The organism is Anaerolineaceae bacterium oral taxon 439, assembly GCA_001717545.1.
Lineage (GTDB): Bacteria > Chloroflexota > Anaerolineae > Anaerolineales > Anaerolineaceae > Flexilinea.
In genome coordinates, this window is the sequence record CP017039.1 from 1,770,422 (window position 1) to 1,788,344 (window position 17,923).

Here is a 17,923-nt window from a genome sequence, read left to right on the forward strand (position 1 = left end):
AATTCTCAAATGTCCAAATCACGAAATAACCTGTTAAGCCTGCTGTTAGCGCTCTGCATGCTGTTCAGCGCGGCTTCCCCCGCCTTCGCAGACCTCAGCGTCCCTACTTCAGACGAAGTATCCGAACATGAAATCAGGAGCGCGGAAATTTCGCTCCAGCTTGCAACAGAAGCCGTCGTGCTGCTGGAGAACGACGGCACGCTTCCGATTGCGAAAGAAAATACGAAAATCGCGCTTTTCGGCCCCGGCGCGATTCAGACGGTTAAAGGCGGAACCGGCTCCGGTGCGGTCAACAACCGCGTCGTTTATCTGGACGGAACGAAAAAAGACGGCGTGTCGATTAGCGTCAGCGTTTTAGAAGGCTTTGAAAACGCCGGTTATGAGGTCCTGACCGCTGATTTCCTGCGGACTTGGGACGAAACGCACCCATCGCAGTCCACGGGGATGATGTCCGTGGCGCTCGCGCAGGAGGAAATTCTGCCCGTCGATCTTGTACGCGAGACAAGCGCCGAAACCAATCTCGCGATCTACGTCATTAACCGGAACGCCGGCGAAGGCGCGGACCGAACGCCGACCAAAGGCGATTATTACCTCGCCGACGCTGAGTTGGGAAACATCGCGCTCCTCCGCCTTGCGTTCGAAAAAGTCGTCGTCGTTCTTAACGTTGTTTCGATCGACGCGAGCTGGTATGAGGCTTCCGGCGCCAACGCGTTGGTCCTGATGAGCAATCTGGGGCAGTTGGGCGGCGACGCTTTAGTCAGCCTCCTTAACGGGACAGTCACGCCATCGGGAAAACTGACCGACACGTGGGCATCTTCGCTCGACGATTACCCCTCGACCAAATATTTCGCCGCAATCAACCCGGACGATCCCTACGCAAGTCATATCGAGCTTTATACGGAAGGTATCTATACTGGCTACCGTTACTTTGACAAGTACGCCGCCGATAAAGTTATTTATCCGTTCGGATATGGCCTGAGCTATACGACGTTCGACATGACCGTCGACAGCGTTGAAGTCGACGGCAGGCAAATCAAAGCAGCCGTAACCGTCACGAACACGGGCGATACCTACGCCGGGAAGGAAGTCGTCGAAGTCTACTTCTCGGCGCCCGCCGTCGAACTGGATAAGCCGTATCAGGAACTCATCGCGTTCGGGAAAACCGACACGCTCGCCCCGGGCCAAAGCCAGACATTGGAAATCACGTTCGACGCTGCGGAGATGTCCTCCTACGACGAAGAAAAAGCCGCTTACGTCATGGAAAAAGGCGACTACATCCTTCGCATCGGTAACAGCAGCCGGAATACGAAGCCTGCCGCCAGGCTGACGCTCGTCGATTCCGTCGTCACGGAGCAGCTCGCGAACCAGATGGTCCGGACGCGCCCGGGCGTCAACGTCGGCGCGGCGCCGCAGCGATCCGTTCCGCCCTACGTTCCGACAATCGATACGACCGTCGAAGCGGTTGAAGCCATGTTCCAGGAAGAACTCGAACTCTTCCGCGAGAAGATCGCCGAAGGGACTGCGCTCGACGACCCGGCGACGACCGACGTTACGATCGCGCTCGATCCGGCCGCGCTGGAAAACCGCGAACCCGTATACGCCGACGGGGTCAACGAAAACGTCCACGAATATATCTCCGCGACGACCGACCGTGTCAACGTCAGAGGATACAACTACGAGACGAATACGCCTTATGAAATCATCCGGGTCTATTTCGACCAGAACGGCGCCGCCGTAGCCGAAGAACCAGCTGAGTTAAAAGACTTCCGCGTCAAAAGCGGCAGCGAAGCCGACGGGGCAGCGGAATACTACACGCTCCTGGATGTCCGGAACGGCGTTCTGACACTCGAGGAATTCGTCTCCGGACTGACGATTTCCGAGCTGGCGAACTTCGTACAGGGCGGCAACAAGTCCCCGACAGCCAACGGGCAGTCGGCGGGCGGCGGATCGCGCGACGGCGCGGCCCTCTCCGAAGAAGACGCGAAAGCGATCGACGACGCATACGTCCGCGGGGAAGCCGGCGAAACGAACGGCTTGATGATCTCTTCCCGCCTGATCCCCAATACGACGAACGCCGACGGGCCCGCCGGACTGCGCCTGACGCAGTCCTTCGAACATGAAGGCAAAACGTACTATCAGTTCAATACCGCCTATCCGGTCGGGAACGCAATCGCGCAGAGTTGGAATCTTGATGTTGCCTATAACATGGGCGCAGCGATTGGCGATGAAATGGTCGTATCGGGCGTTACCATGTGGCTCGCGCCGGGAATGAATATTCATCGCAACCCGCTCTGCGGACGAAACTTTGAATATTATTCAGAAGATCCGCTGCTATCGGGGATGATGGCGGCGTCGGAAACCAGAGGGCTGCAGGCCAAAGAAGGCGTCGGCGCAACCATCAAGCACTTCGTCGCCAACAGCCAGGAAACATCCCGGGCCCTGTCCAATTCGTACATGAGCGAACGCACGATGCGTGAAATCTACCTGAAGGGCTTTGAAATCGCGGTCAAATCAGCACAGCCGATGGGCGTTATGAGCTGCTACAACACAAACAACAGCGTACCGGGCAGCTCCGATTATGAGCTCCTCGAAAACGTCCTGCGGAAAGAATGGGGATTTCAGGGAATGGTCATGACCGACTGGGGCGGCGCAGGGGGTTACTCCGACGCACGATCCATGCACGCCGGCAACGATATCATCATGGCGGGCCATAACACGTCCTACACGCTCGGATATATCACCGACGTTGGACCGGATATTGCGCTCGACGAAGCCGGCCTCTCAATCAACGGAGGCTATCCCAAGACCGTCGCCACGACGTTCGCATTCGGAACATTCGTCCGCAACCGCGCTACAACCGACTGGGGCGATTACAAACCCGACCCAGAGGGCAAAGCCTACGTCGCCAAGACGAGCAAACAGGCATTCGACGAAACGATCCTGCCAACGGTTACCGATAACGTCATAACCGACAAGTCCGTCCGCCAAATCGTGACCGAAATGAGCGACGCCGGAACGGCTTCCTTTGAGGAAGACGGGGACGTCGTCACGATTACATACAAGCTCGTCAAGGTTTCCAGCCTCGACAACGTCAGCAGGGGCCATCAGGACTGGCCGGATACAATCGACATGCTGGGCGATCCGGACGAGAATACGCTGGCGCTCGGGGATTTGCAGAAAAGCGTCATCCGCATTCTGCGCATGGTCATGAACTCAAATCAGTTCGCCGACCTCGTCGGGATCGACCGCGCGGCCTACGACGCGAAGGTTGAGGCCGGACTGAAAATATTCTTTGATGTCGCTGCGTCGGAAATCAACTGATCCTTGATCCTTCGCTTCATCAGCACCGGTTACAAAAGCGCGCGGGGCCTCTTATCGCCCCGCGCGCTACAACCTCCCAGATCAACTCGATATCGATAACGCTGCGCCCGCGGACGCAACCGTTCGGTCGTTTCAAAACTTCCGGCCCAACACGAAACGCCACACTCAGGACCAGCTCCCATATCCACAGGATCGTCAGACGCTGATCTCGCCGGTCTCGACGTCGCTGTCTGGAAGCGGTAACGAGTCCAGGAATTGGTCCACCTGTTCCGCGGAGCGGCCGACAAAATCCTCAGGACGCAGCGCCGCTTCGATCTCCGCCGCCGAAAGATTAAAACGATCGTCCTCGGCTAACAACCGCAGTAAATCGAGCGTTTCGCCGTTCTTAGCCGCGTCGGCGACAGACAGTGAATGTTCCCGGATAATCTCATGACTTTCCTGACGGTTCCCGCCTTTCTTCACTGACGCCATCAGCAAATTTTCAGTCGCGATAAACGGCAGCCACTCGCCGACCGCCTTCGCGATCACCTTCGGGTAAACCCTCAGCCCGCCGGTCACGTTTTTCATCAGCCGCAGGATCGCGTCGACGCAAAGGAACCCTTCCGGAAGCGATATACGCCGAATCGCCGAATCGTCGAGCGTCCGCTCAAACCACTGAACCGAAGCGGTCGCCGGTCCGTTCAGCGCATTCGTCATCGCGTAGCGCGCCAACGAGCAGATCCGCTCGGAACGCATCGGGTTCCGCTTATACGCCATCGCGGAGGAACCGACCTGAGCCGATTCGGACGGCTCTTCGATCTGACGCATGTGCTGAAGCAGGCGCAGATCGTTAGCGAACCGGTAGCAGCTCGTCGCAATAGCGCTCAGGCAGTTCAAAACCTGCGCGTCCAGCTTACGCGGATACGTCTGGCCGCTGACCGCAAAAAGCTTCTCGAACCCGAACGCATCGGCGATCATCCGGTTCATGCGATCGATTTTCGTCGTGTCGCCATTAAAAAGCTCGACGAAGCTCGCTTCCGTCCCCGTCGTCCCACGGCAGCCCAGAAATCGCAGCCGGCATGAAACGCCGTCAAGCTCCTCTAAATCCATCCATAAATCCTGAATCCAGAGGCAGGCGCGCTTCCCGACCGTGACCAGCTGCGCCGGCTGCAAATGCGTATACCCCAGCGTCGGCAGCGCCCGGTACCTCCGCGCAAAGTCGCGCAGATTCCGCAGCACGGGAATCAGCTCCGCGCGGATCAGCCTCAGCGCGTCGCGATAAAGGACGAGGTCCGCGTTGTCCGTCACGTAGCAGCTGGTTGCGCCCAAATGAAGAATGCCGGCCGCGTTCGGACAAACCAGCCCATACGCGTAAATATGCGCCATGACGTCATGACGGATTTCGCGCTCCTTCGCTTCGACGACCGCGTAATCGATATCGCCGACATGCGCCGCCAGCTCGTCGACCTGCTCCTGACGGATCGGAAGCCCCAGCTCGCGTTCCGCCCGCGCCAGCTCAACCCAGAGCCTCCGCCAGGTTTCATGCCGCGTTCGCTTCGAAAACAGCCGAAGCATCTCCTCCGACGAGTACCGGCCGGAAAATGGACTCTCGTAAACGTCTTCCATCACGCTCTCACGCAGTACGCGTCGCGTTCCGGGCCGACCGAAATAAAGCTCATCCGGCAGCCGATTTCCGCCTCGACATATTCGATATAGTCGCGGGCTTCCTTCGGCAGCTCCGCATACTTCCGCACGCCGGAAATATCCGTTTTCCATCCGGGCAGCGTTTTGAAAACCGGCTTCGCGTCTTCAAGAACCGAATGATACGGGAAGTCGGCGACGATCTCGCCGTTCAGCTCGTACGCGAAGCAAATCGGGATTTCATCCAGATAAGATAAGACGTCAAGCTTCGTAAACGCGATCTCTGTCGCGCCCTGAACCTTAACGCCATACCGCGTCGCGACCAGGTCGATCGGACCGACGCGGCGCGGCCGGCCGGTCGCCGCCCCATATTCGCCGCCCGCCTCGCGCAGCTTATCCGCCGCATCGCCAAAATATTCAGCCGTAAACGGCCCTTCTCCGACGCAGGACGAATATGCCTTGACAACGCCGACGACGCGGTCAATCCTGATATCCGGCGCGCCCGATCCGACCGGCGCGTAGGCAGCCAGCGGATTCGAAGAAGACGTATACGGATAAATCCCGTAATCGATATCACGGAGCGCTCCCAGCTGCGCCTCGAAAAGGATCTGCTTGCCTTCGGCCTTTCCCTTCCGGAGGATCGCGCCGGTATCGGCGATAAACGGCCTGATCTTCGCGCCGAACGTCTCGACCCAGCTCCACATGTCTTCAAAGAGGAACGGTTCCGCGCCGTAAACCTTCTCGATCGTAATATTTTTCCAATCGAGAACCGAACGAAGATGCGCCCTGAGCTTCTCGGGATACAGGATCTCGCCGACATGAATCGCTTTTTTCATATATTTATCGCCGTAAACCGGAGCGATTCCGCGTTTCGTCGATCCATACGCTTTATCCGCGAGCCGCTTTTCTTCGAGCCCATCGAGCGCGACATGATACGGGAAGACCAGGACAGCGCGATCGCTGATCGCGAAATTCGCCGGCGTGATCTCGACGCCCGCCGCTGTCAGCCTGTCGATTTCACCGCTGAGGTGCTCCGGATTGACGACGGTCCCGCTCCCTAAAATATTGATAACTTCTCTTCGAAAAATCCCGGACGGAATTAAATTCAGCGCGAACTTTCCATAATCGTTAATCACCGTATGCCCGGCGTTATTCCCGCCCTGATAACGAACGACGATATCGTAATCCTGAGCGAGCAGATCGACCATCCGCCCTTTTCCCTCGTCGCCCCAATTCACTCCGACAATCGCACATGTACTCATCGTATGATTCCTCCCGTTCCGACTTTCTTCCGCTTAAATTATAGTTTGAAACGCCCTTTTCCGCCTCCTGAGGCGTCGAAATCGGGGAGGAAAGATGGTAGAATTTAATCGTTGTTCCAATGATTACGACGAAATCGAAAGGCGTTTAGAAACACGATGAATATCAACAACGAAAAAACCGACATCCTCCGCGTCCTCTACAACCAACAGCAGATCGAGGCCCGCGTCCAGGAACTCGCGGATCAGCTCTCCTCCGACTATGCCGGGAAAGATCCGCTCCTCGTCTGCGTCCTGAAAGGCGCGTCCTTCTTTTACGCTGATCTCTGCCGGAAAATGTCGACTCGGATTTTCATGGATTTCATCGCCGTTTCCAGCTACGCGAATAATTCAAAGTCAACCGGCGTCGTCCGGATTATCAAGGATCTCGACAAGAATATCACCGACCGCCACGTTATTATCGTCGAGGATATTATCGACTCCGGCCTGACGCTGCAATACCTGACAGACCTCTTCAAGTCGCGGAAACCCGCCTCGGTCAGGACAATCACGCTCCTCGATAAAATCACAGAGCACAAGCTCGTCATCGCGCCGAACTACTGCGGCTTCGAGATACCGGACGATTTCGTTGTCGGTTATGGGCTTGATTACTCGGATTACTACCGGAACCTTCCGTATATCGGCGTATTGAATCCCGCCGTTTACAAGTAAAACGGTGGGGGTTTAAATTCCGTATATAAAAACAGGCAGAATATCCGGAAGAAAGGAAATAAAAACCGCATGGAAAACTATACGCCTGAAAAGAAAACCGCATCCTCGGGCAACAGCCCGCGGGCCCCGAAGAAAGGGCGCGCCTTCCCGAAAACGTTCGGGATTATCCTTGCCGCTATTGCGGCGATCCTGTTTATCCTCGTCGTTTTTCGCCCTGTTTATATCCTGAAAGGCCTGGGGCAGCAGGAAATGGGCGTCAAGATCCGGGCCGGGAAAATCAACGAGATCGTCGGGCCGGGCGGCGTCTATTATGATTTCGGCCTGTTCGTGCGGATGGAAACGTATAATATTGAAGGCGTGCCGTTTATCGCCTCCGACGACGAGGTCTTTACCAGGGACATGCAGCCCGTTTTCGTTGAAATCCGCGGTCAGGTTTTTCGTCCATCAAAAACCTCGATCAAACAGATCGACTCCGACGGAACGCCGATCCTCTTCAGCGAAGAAGAAATCAAGCAGCATTACGTCAACTACCGTCGAATTTACACATCCGACGACGTCATGACAACCCAGATCGACGGCTTCTCGAAGCAGGCGATGAAAGTCTGCGTCGGTCAGAACGACCTGCGCGGCAACGCGGTCGCCGAAGGGCGCGATTTCCTTCGCAACTGCATCGAATCGGAGCTTGAAAAACTCACGCGCGATATCGGCCTGTATATCAATAATATTGTCGTCACCGACGTCCGCGCCTCGGAACAGGCGATGATCGTTATCAATGAGACCAACCAATACCTTCTTGACGCCAAGAAAGCCGAGGCGCAGGCGCAAAAACTCGAAGCCGAAGGAAAAGCCAACGCCGTCCAACGCGAGGCCGAAATCCGCGTCCAGCAAGCCGCAGCGCAGGAAACCGCCCGCCAGCAGGTCATCTTAGCCGGACTCGAAGAAGAGAAACTGATCGCGAACCGCGCCGTTATCGAAGCCGAGAAGGAAAACGCAATCTTAGAACAGGAGCTGAATAAGGAAAAAGCGCTCGCCGCGGCCGAACTGGCCAAAGCCGAACTGGCGAATACCGTCCTCCTGGCGCAGATTTACCAGGAGAACCCTGCCTACTTCAATTACCTTGTCGCCGAGCTGAACGCCGCCGCGATCAAGGAAACGGATAAGTTCATGATCCTCCCCGAAGGGACGATCCCGAACCTCGTCCTTGGGAAAGACGTCCTGCCAGTGATGAACGTGGAGCCGGTCGACGGCGACCAATAAAAAACCTGAAAGAGAGGGCGATCTGAAACCGACGCTCTGGACGCGCAGCTTTACCCGCCTGATCGGCGCTACGGTTCTCGGGGCGGCGGGGGGGATCGCCGGTAATTTCGCCCTCTCTTTTTTAGTCTTCGATGAAACCGGGAGCACTTTTGCCGCCGCTCTTGTTATCGCGGCCCAAATACTCCCCGATTTTTTTATCCCGTTGTTCCTCTCGCCGCTGATGGATCGGCTTCCGCGGAAACCGATCCTCGTCGCAGGCGACGCCGCGAACGGCGTTCTCTATACCTTAGCCGGGATTTATCTCCTCAATTTTAAGTTCTCGTATATCGGATTCCTTTGCTTCTCGCTCCTGATCGCCTGCCTGTCGTCGTTCGATTCGCTGGCGTTCACGGCGATTTTCCCGAAAATAATTCCGGAAGGCTGTGAAGAAAAAGGCTATACGATATCCGGAATGGTTTATCCGATCATGAAAGTCGTCATGATGCCGGTCGCGGCGTGGCTATTCGGAGCGGTCGGCGTTGCGTGGATCTTGATTTTCCAGGGCGCCTGCTCCGTTTTCGCCGCGTTGATCGAAAACAGCATCCACATCTCGGAGCAGACCGACCGTAACCGGGGAAAAATTTTTTCGTTTCGGCAATGGATAGAGGATATCAAAGAAGCCGCCGTCTTTCTTCGCGATCATAAAGGCCTGTATAGTATTTTTTCCTATATGGCGGTAACCAACGGCGTCGCCACCGGTTACGCCCCGATCATCGTAGCGTTCTTCCGAACCGCGCCGGGGTTTTCAGTCGCGATGTATTCGTTTTTCTCGATCGCCGAGTTTGCCGGGCGTTCGCTCGGCGGGTTGCTTCATTACAACGTTTCAATCTCCCCAAAGCGAAGGTTCGCCATGGCGTTCCTGATTTATCAAATTTATGAACTGATGGATATGATCTTGCTTTGGATTCCTTATCCGTTCATGCTCGCCAACCGGGCAGTCTGCGGGTTTCTGGGAATCAACAGCGCGTCTATGCGCCAACACGCAGTTCAGGGGATCATCCCGGAAAACATGCGCGCCCGCGTCAACGCTTTTAATTCGATGATCATGTCCGCCGCTTTCATACTGTTGTCCATGGGCGTCGGCTATCTGGGCGAACTCCTCGATTACCGCGTCTGCGTTACGCTCTGCGGCGCGCTCGCGGCGATCGCCTGCTGGGTCCTGATCTGGCGAAACCGCCGGAGCGTCATGACGATCTATAACCGCGAAGACGAACCGCGAAGCGAAACGCTTCAGCCCGCTGAAAGCTGAAATTTCAGGATTCGAAGCCAAATTATTGGGCCCCGATAACCCATTCGCTTTCGTCCTGATAAATAACCGGTAAGCCTTCGGTTAATCGCGTCACCCAGTTGTCCCCTCCCGCCGGATCGAGCCAATCGCCAACCTGAAAAAAGACGAGGATCGCCTCCCCTGAAAGGACTTGCCGGCGGATTTCGGTCTGGGTTTCGGCATAACCCGGTCGCTCCACGTCGCTCGACGGATCGATCGGGTCCAAAAGCGCGTATGAGCCGCGCCCGGTCCAGAAACTGACCGCTTCCTGTTGATTTGAATAGATAACCGTCTCCGCCGGAAGCGATTGAATCAGGTTCATCGCCGGAGAATCCCGCCAACCGGACCATGCCCAGCCGTATTGAAGCGAACTGAATTTCGGTACGAAAACCGCCGTTTCGGACGCGAAAATAACCGTAAAAATACCCCAGACCAGGATCGGGACCGCTCGAACGAACGCTGACGTTTTCGAGAAAATCTCAACCGAAAGGACAACCGCAATCAGCAACAGGACCATCCACAGCGGATATAAAATCCGTTCCTCGATATTGACCGAGGCGTCCAGAAACGAGATCGTCAGGTACACCAACGCCAGATACCCGAAACAGTAAACCAGCCCCGCCCAGACAAACCGCAACCGATCGGGAATTTCCCGTCCGCGCAGCGTCAGGATCCAGCCAGCAAGGCAGTACGCCGCCGCAAGTACGGCGAATAACAGCACTCCAACGCGCATCCAGGGAACCGGCGCCGTCAGTTCGCCGTAGCGCAGCGGGTTCAGCCATTTCCAGAAAATCAGGACGCCGGTCTGAAAATCATCGAAGCCTAAAAGATGAACGCCCGCCGCGCGGTTCATCGTATTTCCCGCAACGAGCTGATTACGAACCAGCCAGCCTGCCATCCAGGGAAGCGCGCCAAGGAGACATTGTCCCAACGCGCGGAATTTCCGAACCTGACAAGGAGCGATCATCAGGATCGCAGCAAGCGCCGCGCCCAGGGACGCAGCGCCGGCATAGCGGGCCAGAAACGCCCATCCGGCGAACGCCCCGCTCATCAGCCAATCAAACGCCCGATCTCGGTCCAGCCCGCGCCATAAGAAGAAAAAACTCCAAAGCGTCGTAAAAAAGAATACCGACTCGCTCATCGCGAAAACCTGAAAATATAAAAACGGTTTTGAGACGAGGAAAAGAATTCCGCCGAGAAGTCCGACCCAGCGATTATCCGATACGCTCCCGATCAGGATAACAATCGTTATCAGGTTCAGAAGATAAAAAATCAGCGCGACCCACCATGCCGCGGCGGCTGCGTCCAGCCCAGCGAAAAGGAACCCGGATAAAATAATCGAATAGAGAGGCGGGAAATTCGTAATCGGTTTGACGCTCTGATTTCCGCTTAGACGCGCGTAACCACGGCCCTCGGAGATCATCCTTGCGCCGTTCAGATAATTAACCGAATCGCTGACCAGTCCTACGCCCGACGGCGTCGATTTCAAAAAGATGAAAATCGCCGCGGCGCAAAGCAGGAAAACGCAGCCAATAAAAAACCAGCGGAACCTTTGCCGCCCTCCTTCCGCGCCCCTGTTTCGAATTTTATCCGCCGATTTTATTTGCATTCCTTCGCGACATGCTCCGCGTACGTTTCTGAAAAATTATGGCTTTGTAAATGATCGCAGCTCGCCCGAAAATACAGGTAATTCGATCGAACCGGATTCGCGACCGCTTCAAGCGCCTCGATTGAAAAATTGCTGATCGCTGTCGGCGGGAACCCAGCATAGACATATGTATTATACCGGGAGTCGATCGCCAAATCCTCGTACGTCAGCGACGGTTTCCACCACGAGGCCAGTTCCGGATCGTAACCCAGCGCGTATTGGACCGTCGGGTCGCACTGATACTTCATCCCTGCGTGAAAACGGTTGATAAAAACTGAGGCGATCAGTCCATATTCGGAGGAAAGCGCCGCCTCCCGCGTGACCATCGACGCCAGAATAACGCCCTGATCGAGCGTTAATCCCTGCCGTGCCAGCCCGTCGCGGATTTCCGGCGTGATCGATTCTTCGAACGTCCTGACCATTCCTTCCAGAAACGATTCCGGCGAGATTGCCTGATGGATCAGGTAGCTGCCGGAAAGCAGGTAACCTTCCAACGACGTTCCCCCGGTCGGATGCCGCGACGCGGGGTAATTCCGCGCCAGCGTCAGGAAATCCTCGCCGCTGAAGCTCATTCCGTAGCTTGAAAACGTTGCCGCGATTTCTTCGAGCCGAAGCCCGGGCAAAATTCCATATTGCAGCAGCCGCTGGTTCGACGAAATCAGCGCCTCCGCCGCTTCCTTCAAGCTCGACCGTTCCGGAATCACGTACTGGCTCGGAACAAGACGGCGATCGATTCCGCGATAGACCAGATATTCCAGGAACAACGCCTCATCCGCGATAATTCCCGCCGATTTCATGTGCGCGGCGACGGTTTGCGGCGTGTCCCCGTCTCGGATCGGGACGACCGCCCGCTCGGTCATCGCCTCGTTTTGCGCGAGAATCTTTTCACGCTGCGTTTCAAATTTCAACGTAAAGACAACCTTCTGATATTTGCTGAGATACGCTGCCGGCGCGCCGATCACGCTCCAGAGCTCGTTCGTCAGCTCGCGATAATAAGCGTAGCCAATCGCCGTAATCAGCGCAGCGATCAGGATCAAACCGATCCAAACCGCGCTGAACCGTTTCCTTTCAGGACGCACAGCCCTTCGCGAGGCCGAAGACCGATCCGGAAGCGTTCCGCCGGGTTCGGACGCTTCCGGTTCGCTCGTTTCAGGTTCGATTCGCTCCGTTTCGGGCGAATCGTCCAGTTCGTCTTTATCCATCCGATCCATTTTCGTTCCCTTCATCTCTATTGTCGGTCGAAAACTGCGGCGGCGCCTGCCAATCCAGATAATCCTGAAGGATATACGCAGCGGCGCGATCGTCAAGATGGCCCCGGCGATCCTTCCTGGGAACCCCCATTTCAATATACAGCCGCTTGACCGCCCGCGTACTTCCGGATTCGTCCCAGAGCCGAACGTCGCCTTCGGGAAAAACGTCGCGAATCGCCTGAGCGACTTTGGCCGCATGCCGCGCGGAAGGGGTCTCTTCCCCGTTCGGACCGAGCGCCTGGCCTACAATAATAACGCTCGCGCTCTCCGCGCGCGCGATATCGGCGAGCCGTCGCGCGTCTTCCGCACGATTTTCATGCCGAAGAACCCGGTACGGCTTCGCAATCATTCCCATCGGATCGCTCAACGCCACGCCAATATTCTTCTCGCCCAGATCAACTCCCAGATAACGCGTCATGCCTTTATCTTATCTCAACCTGAATATTTACTGAAGCGATCGGGAGATTTCGATACTGACCCGGGGCGAGATAAATTTCCGGGTTTACCGCCTCGCCGTAAAGCGTCCGCAGCGTATTCTTCGCCGCCTCGATCCCCATCCCACGAATCGCGTCCGCCGCCATCAGCGGATCGATCTCCTGATACCCCGGCTGAACCGCGTCCACCTTAAAATATACCTGCTCCGATGTCTCGTCCGGGGGAATCGAACGGATTTCAACCGCGATCGAATCCGTCCCGGAACGAAAACCGGCGACCGGACTCGACGCGAAAACCATTTTCGCCTGCTTTCGGATATCCTCCAGCGCGATCAAACGGATCGAAAAAATCGCGTCCCGCGTCATCGTCAAGCGCTCGCCCGCATATCCAACCGGAGGATTCGCGTCTTCGTCGTAAACCGAAACGAACGACAACGATTGACGGAGCGCCAGATGCGTTTCGGTCGAAAAATCGCTGACGCGGTCCAGCGCCGCCTCCGTCAGCGCAGCGTCAAGCTTCGCAGAGACAGCCTGATAATCGCGTTCGCTGACCGCCGGCTGCGACGATTCCGCGCCGCCGGAAAACGGATACTGCTGCTCAACGATGACGCAGCGATCGAACGGCGGCTCGACAGTATGAATCGTTCCCGGCGCTAAATTTCCGCTCCGTCCGGCCGTATTCGCCTGCACGACAACTTCCCGTGTCGCGCCGGATGGGATCGCCGCCTCATGAAGCGAGCGGAATTCAGGATCGTCGGCAGCCTCAGAAAGGAAACGCGTGCCCGTCGGAACGTGCCGCTCCAAATCGCAGCGGTTATACAGCAGCAGCGTTCCCTGCGCAAACGTTGGCGGCAAACTGAGCGACCCGCTCGCCGAAGCCTCCGCAGAAGCCTGAACATGGAAGCGGACCTCGGTCGAAGGGACACCGCCCGACGTCGTCAGCTCGCTCAAATCTTCAGCCGTCCATAAATAAAACGACAGGGGCCGCTGCGATGGGATCGGCGACAGCACAACGGTCGCGTGCGGAACGACCGTCAGGAAGACGAACCCGCTGAACCAGACGCCGATCAGGAATAACGGAAGCGCGAGCCAGCCTGACGCCCTCGGCTCACGAATAAACTCCGCCTGCTGACGCAGGTGAACCAGGTCGGCGATCCGCCTGGCGCTCAGCTTGAAATCCGCGGCGCTCGCGCCCCGCCGCTGAATCGCAGTTCCGACGTCCGCCTGGCGTGAAAGAACCGAAATACCGCGCTCTTCGGCGCGTCCGCGAAGGATCGCGTTCTCTGTCATAAAAACGACCTGGACCCCGCGCGAACGTCCCCAACCGGCGACCCGGCCAAATTCAACCGGATCGGTAAGGATCCGTCCGCGCTTCGGGAACTCAAGAATGAGCCGTTCCAGCCCGGAAACGGCCTGATAAACCTGATTCATCTTATCCAGCACTGAGTCGAAATTATCGAACGGAAAGAGCCGGATTCTTTCGCTTTTCATGTCCGAAATTATACCTGATCCGCGTCCTGATCAGAATCTGCGCCCAGTCAGCACCACCGGCGTCGCCTTCGAAATCCCATCTCTCCTCCGCGTTCGTCGCAAAACGGAACGCGTCCAGCTCAATCTTCACTCGCGTCAGCTCGTTTCCCGTACGGCCGCTTTTCCAGCTTCCACCTGCGCCCTGCCGGATGCTGTGAAACCTTCCATTCTCGGTAGCCCTTGAGTTCGGCCTCGTTCAGGCATTAGCGTGCGGCTCGCGCCAATCGCTCGCCGACAATGTGGTCGAGTTCCAACCGCATAAACGTCTTTTCCTGCTTTTCAGCAATCGATCGGATTGATTCCGCAACTTCCTGCTTTTTGGCAGACTGATTGCGACTCCTTCTTTGTCAGAAGAAATGCAACCCTGCATCATTATCAAGAAAGTCCCCGATCTTGACGCCGCTTACGTTCAACCTTCGACCGGATCCTCGGCGTCCGAAAAGAAATCCGTCAGAAAATCGGGATACAGCCCGGCGACCCCGTCCGTGTCACGATCACAGAACGCGACTGAGTTTACCAGCCATCCAATCAGAATTATTGACAGCTAACTCCGAAAATGATACACTTATTACGTTAGATTTTGCTAACTCATTTTAGCTTTGGAGGATATTAAAATGATCCCGATTACATTGGCCGATGTAGGCGAAGATGTCGTTATCCGTAAGATCACCGGGAAAGATGAAGTCAGGCTGCATCTCGCGGAAATGGGGCTCGTCGTCGGCGAACCGATCACGATCATTTCAAAACTCGGTGAAAATCTGATCCTCAAGGTTAAAGAGAGCAGAATTGCGATTGGGCATGGCTTAGCAAGCAGAATTCAAATAGAAGGGAAGAACTGATATGAAAACATTAAGAGACGTCAAGACGGGGGAAACCGTCAAGGTTATCAAACTCCATGGCGAAGGCGCGATCCGCCGGCGAATCATGGACATGGGCGTGACGAAAGGAACCGAGGTTTTCGTCCGTAAAGTCGCGCCGTTAGGCGATCCGATCGAATTAACCGTTCGCGGTTACGAATTATCGATTCGAAAGTCTGACGCGGTAAATATTGAAGTCGAATAACAGGCTCTTCTGATTTGAATGGATTGAAAATAAGGAACGAGGGAATCTAACATGAGTGAAATTCGTATCGCTTTAGCCGGGAACCCGAACAGCGGCAAAACGACAATGTTTAACGACCTGACCGGTTCGTCGCAATACGTTGGAAACTGGCCCGGCGTAACCGTCGAAAAGAAAGAAGGAAGGCTCAAGGGGCATTCCGACGTTTATATTCAGGACCTACCTGGAATTTACTCACTGTCACCGTATACGCTCGAAGAAGTCATCGCTCGAAATTACCTGGTCAACGAAAAGCCGGACGCGATTATCGATATTATCGATGGAACGAATATCGAGCGAAATTTATTTCTGACGACGCAGCTTTTAGAATTGGGGATCCCGATGGTCGTCGCCGTGAACATGATCGATATCGTCCAGAAAACCGGCGACACCATCGACCTGAAAAAACTGAGCCGGGCGTTGGGCTGCGAAGTCGTCGAAACGTCGGCGCTGAAGCATATCGGCGTCAAGGCCGTCGCTGAAGCCGCGATCCGCGCTGCGCAGGAAAAGAAAACAACTCAGCCGCCGTCCGTTTTCGAAGGCACGGTTGAACACGCGATCGCGCACGTTGAAGAGTCGATTCAGTCCGCCGTTCCCGCCGGAGCCATCCGCTGGTACGGGATCAAGGTTTTTGAACGCGACGAAAAAGTCCTGGAACAGATCAAGCTTCCCAAAGACGTTCGCGCGCATCTTGAAGAGCATATTGCCGATTGCGAAAAAGCGCTTGACGACGACGCGGAAAGCATCATCACCAATCAGCGTTACGCGTACGTCGCGAAGCTCGTCGAATCAACAGTCGTAAAAAATAAGACCGGTCAGAAACTGACAACTTCCGATAAGATCGACCTCGTCGTCACCAACCGGATTTTAGCGCTGCCGATTTTTATCGTCGTCATGTTCTGTTTGTATTACGTCGCGGTCTATTCGGTCGGGACGATCGTCACGGATTATACCAACGACGTTATTTTTGGAGAATGGATTATTCCGGCGGCCGCGAATTTCATGGAAAGCCTGAACGTCGCCGAATGGCTTTCAGGATTAGTCGTCGAAGGAATTATCAGCGGCGTCGGGGCCGTTCTCGGCTTCGTTCCGCAGATGATCGTCCTCTTCATTCTCTTAGCGCTTCTGGAAGAAGTCGGCTACATGGCGCGCGTTGCGTTTATCATGGACCGTATTTTCCGCAAGTTCGGCCTCTCCGGGAAAAGCTTTATCCCGATGCTGATCGGTTCCGGATGTTCCGTGCCGGCGATCATGGCGAGCCGAACGATCGAAAATGAACGCGACCGCCGGATGACGATCATGACGACCGCGTTTATTCCCTGCGGCGCAAAGCTCCCGATCATCGCTTTGATTGGCGGCGCGATTTTCGGCGACGCATGGTGGCTTTCTCCGCTCTGCTACTTCGGCGGCGTCACCGCGGTTATCGTTTCAGGTATTATTCTCAAGAAAACGAAGATGTTCGCCGGGGATCCCGCACCATTCGTCATGGAACTCCCCTCGTACCACTTCCCATCGTTGGGGAACGTCTTCCGTAGCACGTGGGAACGCGCGTCGAGCTTTATCGTCCGCGCGGGTACCGTTATTCTCCTCGCCAGTATTTTCATCTGGTTCACGTCGTCCTACGGTTGGGTTGACGGCCAATATGGCGCGGTTGAAAATACCGACGAATCCATGCTCGGTCGCGCGGGGTCGGTTGTCGCCCCCGTGTTCTCTCCGCTCGGCTTCGGCGACTGGCAGGCGACCGTAACGACGGTGATGGGGCTTGTCGCGAAAGAAGAAGTCGTCGGTTCTCTCGGTACGCTGATGGGCGTTGAAGGGGACGCGCTGGAGATGGTCGAAGAAGGCGATTATGAAGGGTTGGGCGCGATTGCCGACCGTTTTACCCCGCTTTCCGCGGTTACGTTCCTCTTGTTCAATCTCCTCTGCGCGCCATGCTTCGCGGCGATCGGCGCGATCCGCCGGGAAATGAATAACAGGAAATGGACGTTCTTTGCGATCGGGTACATGACGATCTTCGCCTACGTGATCGCGTTCATCGTTTTCCAGTTAGGAACGCTTTTCGGCGGCGGATCTTTCACGGCGCTTTCCGCGGTCGCGATCGCTCTGACGCTGGCGTTTCTCTTCCTCCTCTTCCGCCCGAACCCGAACGCGCAGGATGATTCTTCGTCGGCGGTCACGGCTGCGGCGTAAGTAAAGCGTCGAAAAGGAGAAGTATGGAAAATCTGGGCAATCTTGTTGTCGGTGCGGTTGTCGTACTGGTCGTCCTCCTTGCGGTTTGGAAGCTGATCAAGGACAAACGCGAAAATAAATGCTGTGGCGGAAGCTGCTCGTGCGGTTGTTCCGGGTGTCATCCCGGAACGCGGCCCGCGCCACGTTCGTAACGGACGGATTTTTTGAAGGCAGGAAAACGTTTCATCGTTTCCCTGCCTTCTTTTATTTCATATCCCCGGACCTGATCATCGGCCGGGTAATCGAGCATGATTGTTTGG

Annotated in this window: 13 protein-coding genes; 7 read left to right on the forward strand and 6 right to left on the reverse strand. The window is 55.9% G+C overall.

The features are described 5' to 3' along the window. Positions 1 to 9 precede the first annotated feature (9 nt). The gene (locus tag BEQ56_07990; protein ID AOH43419.1) at positions 10 to 3,321 is read left to right on the forward strand and encodes a hypothetical protein; all 3,312 of its coding nucleotides are present in this window, start codon (positions 10 to 12) and stop codon (positions 3,319 to 3,321) included. 195 nt (positions 3,322 to 3,516) lie between these two features. Here the strand turns inward: BEQ56_07990 and BEQ56_07995 are convergent, their stop codons facing one another. Together BEQ56_07995 and BEQ56_08000 are read right to left on the reverse strand one after the other, a co-directional pair. Next, entirely contained in the window at positions 3,517 to 4,926 is a 1,410-nt protein-coding gene (locus BEQ56_07995) for an adenylosuccinate lyase (protein ID AOH43420.1), read from the reverse strand. Further along, positions 4,926 to 6,203, reverse strand: a complete 1,278-nt coding sequence (locus BEQ56_08000; GenBank protein ID AOH43421.1) for an adenylosuccinate synthase — start codon at positions 6,201 to 6,203, stop codon at positions 4,926 to 4,928. Before BEQ56_08000 ends, BEQ56_07995 begins: the two co-directional genes overlap by 1 nt. A 156-nt stretch (positions 6,204 to 6,359) precedes the next feature. Here BEQ56_08000 and BEQ56_08005 point away from each other — a divergent pair, with 156 nt between their 5' ends. From BEQ56_08005 to BEQ56_08015, 3 genes are all read left to right on the forward strand, one after another. Further along, the gene (locus BEQ56_08005) at positions 6,360 to 6,911 is read left to right on the forward strand and encodes a hypoxanthine phosphoribosyltransferase (protein ID AOH43422.1); all 552 of its coding nucleotides are present in this window, start codon (positions 6,360 to 6,362) and stop codon (positions 6,909 to 6,911) included. Between the two features lie 69 nt (positions 6,912 to 6,980). Beyond that, the gene (locus BEQ56_08010) at positions 6,981 to 8,168 is read left to right on the forward strand and encodes a hypothetical protein (protein AOH43423.1); all 1,188 of its coding nucleotides are present in this window, start codon (positions 6,981 to 6,983) and stop codon (positions 8,166 to 8,168) included. A gap of 22 nt (positions 8,169 to 8,190) precedes the next feature. Beyond that, on the forward strand, positions 8,191 to 9,456 hold the full coding sequence (locus BEQ56_08015; protein AOH43424.1) for an MFS transporter: 1,266 nt from the start codon (positions 8,191 to 8,193) through the stop codon (positions 9,454 to 9,456). A 22-nt stretch (positions 9,457 to 9,478) separates the two neighbouring features. Here BEQ56_08015 and BEQ56_08020 read toward each other — a convergent pair whose 3' ends face one another. The 4 genes from BEQ56_08020 to BEQ56_08035 are packed head-to-tail and all read right to left on the reverse strand — an operon-like array spanning position 9,479 to position 14,297. Then, a complete protein-coding gene (locus BEQ56_08020) occupies positions 9,479 to 11,083 on the reverse strand; it encodes a hypothetical protein (protein ID AOH43425.1) in 1,605 nt (534 codons plus the stop codon). Continuing rightward, complete coding sequence (locus BEQ56_08025) at positions 11,074 to 12,333, reverse strand: hypothetical protein (protein AOH43426.1); 1,260 nt, start codon at positions 12,331 to 12,333, stop codon at positions 11,074 to 11,076. The genes BEQ56_08020 and BEQ56_08025 overlap by 10 nt, the downstream gene beginning before the upstream one ends. Then, complete coding sequence (locus BEQ56_08030; GenBank protein ID AOH43427.1) at positions 12,317 to 12,790, reverse strand: hypothetical protein; 474 nt, start codon at positions 12,788 to 12,790, stop codon at positions 12,317 to 12,319. The genes BEQ56_08025 and BEQ56_08030 overlap by 17 nt, the downstream gene beginning before the upstream one ends. 4 nt (positions 12,791 to 12,794) lie before the next feature. Further along, positions 12,795 to 14,297, reverse strand: a complete 1,503-nt coding sequence (locus BEQ56_08035) for a hypothetical protein (protein AOH43428.1) — start codon at positions 14,295 to 14,297, stop codon at positions 12,795 to 12,797. A 653-nt stretch (positions 14,298 to 14,950) separates the two neighbouring features. On the opposite strand from BEQ56_08035, the gene BEQ56_08040 reads away from it, so the two are divergent. From BEQ56_08040 to BEQ56_08050, 3 genes are read left to right on the forward strand one after another with little or no spacing between them, the layout of a single operon-like run. Continuing rightward, on the forward strand, positions 14,951 to 15,175 hold the full coding sequence (locus BEQ56_08040; protein AOH43429.1) for a FeoA family protein: 225 nt from the start codon (positions 14,951 to 14,953) through the stop codon (positions 15,173 to 15,175). Between the two features lies 1 nt (position 15,176). After that, on the forward strand, positions 15,177 to 15,398 hold the full coding sequence (locus BEQ56_08045; GenBank protein ID AOH43430.1) for an iron transporter FeoA: 222 nt from the start codon (positions 15,177 to 15,179) through the stop codon (positions 15,396 to 15,398). Between the two features lie 51 nt (positions 15,399 to 15,449). Further along, positions 15,450 to 17,624, forward strand: a complete 2,175-nt coding sequence (locus BEQ56_08050) for a ferrous iron transport protein B (GenBank protein ID AOH43431.1) — start codon at positions 15,450 to 15,452, stop codon at positions 17,622 to 17,624. The last annotated feature ends 299 nt before the right edge of the window (positions 17,625 to 17,923 follow it).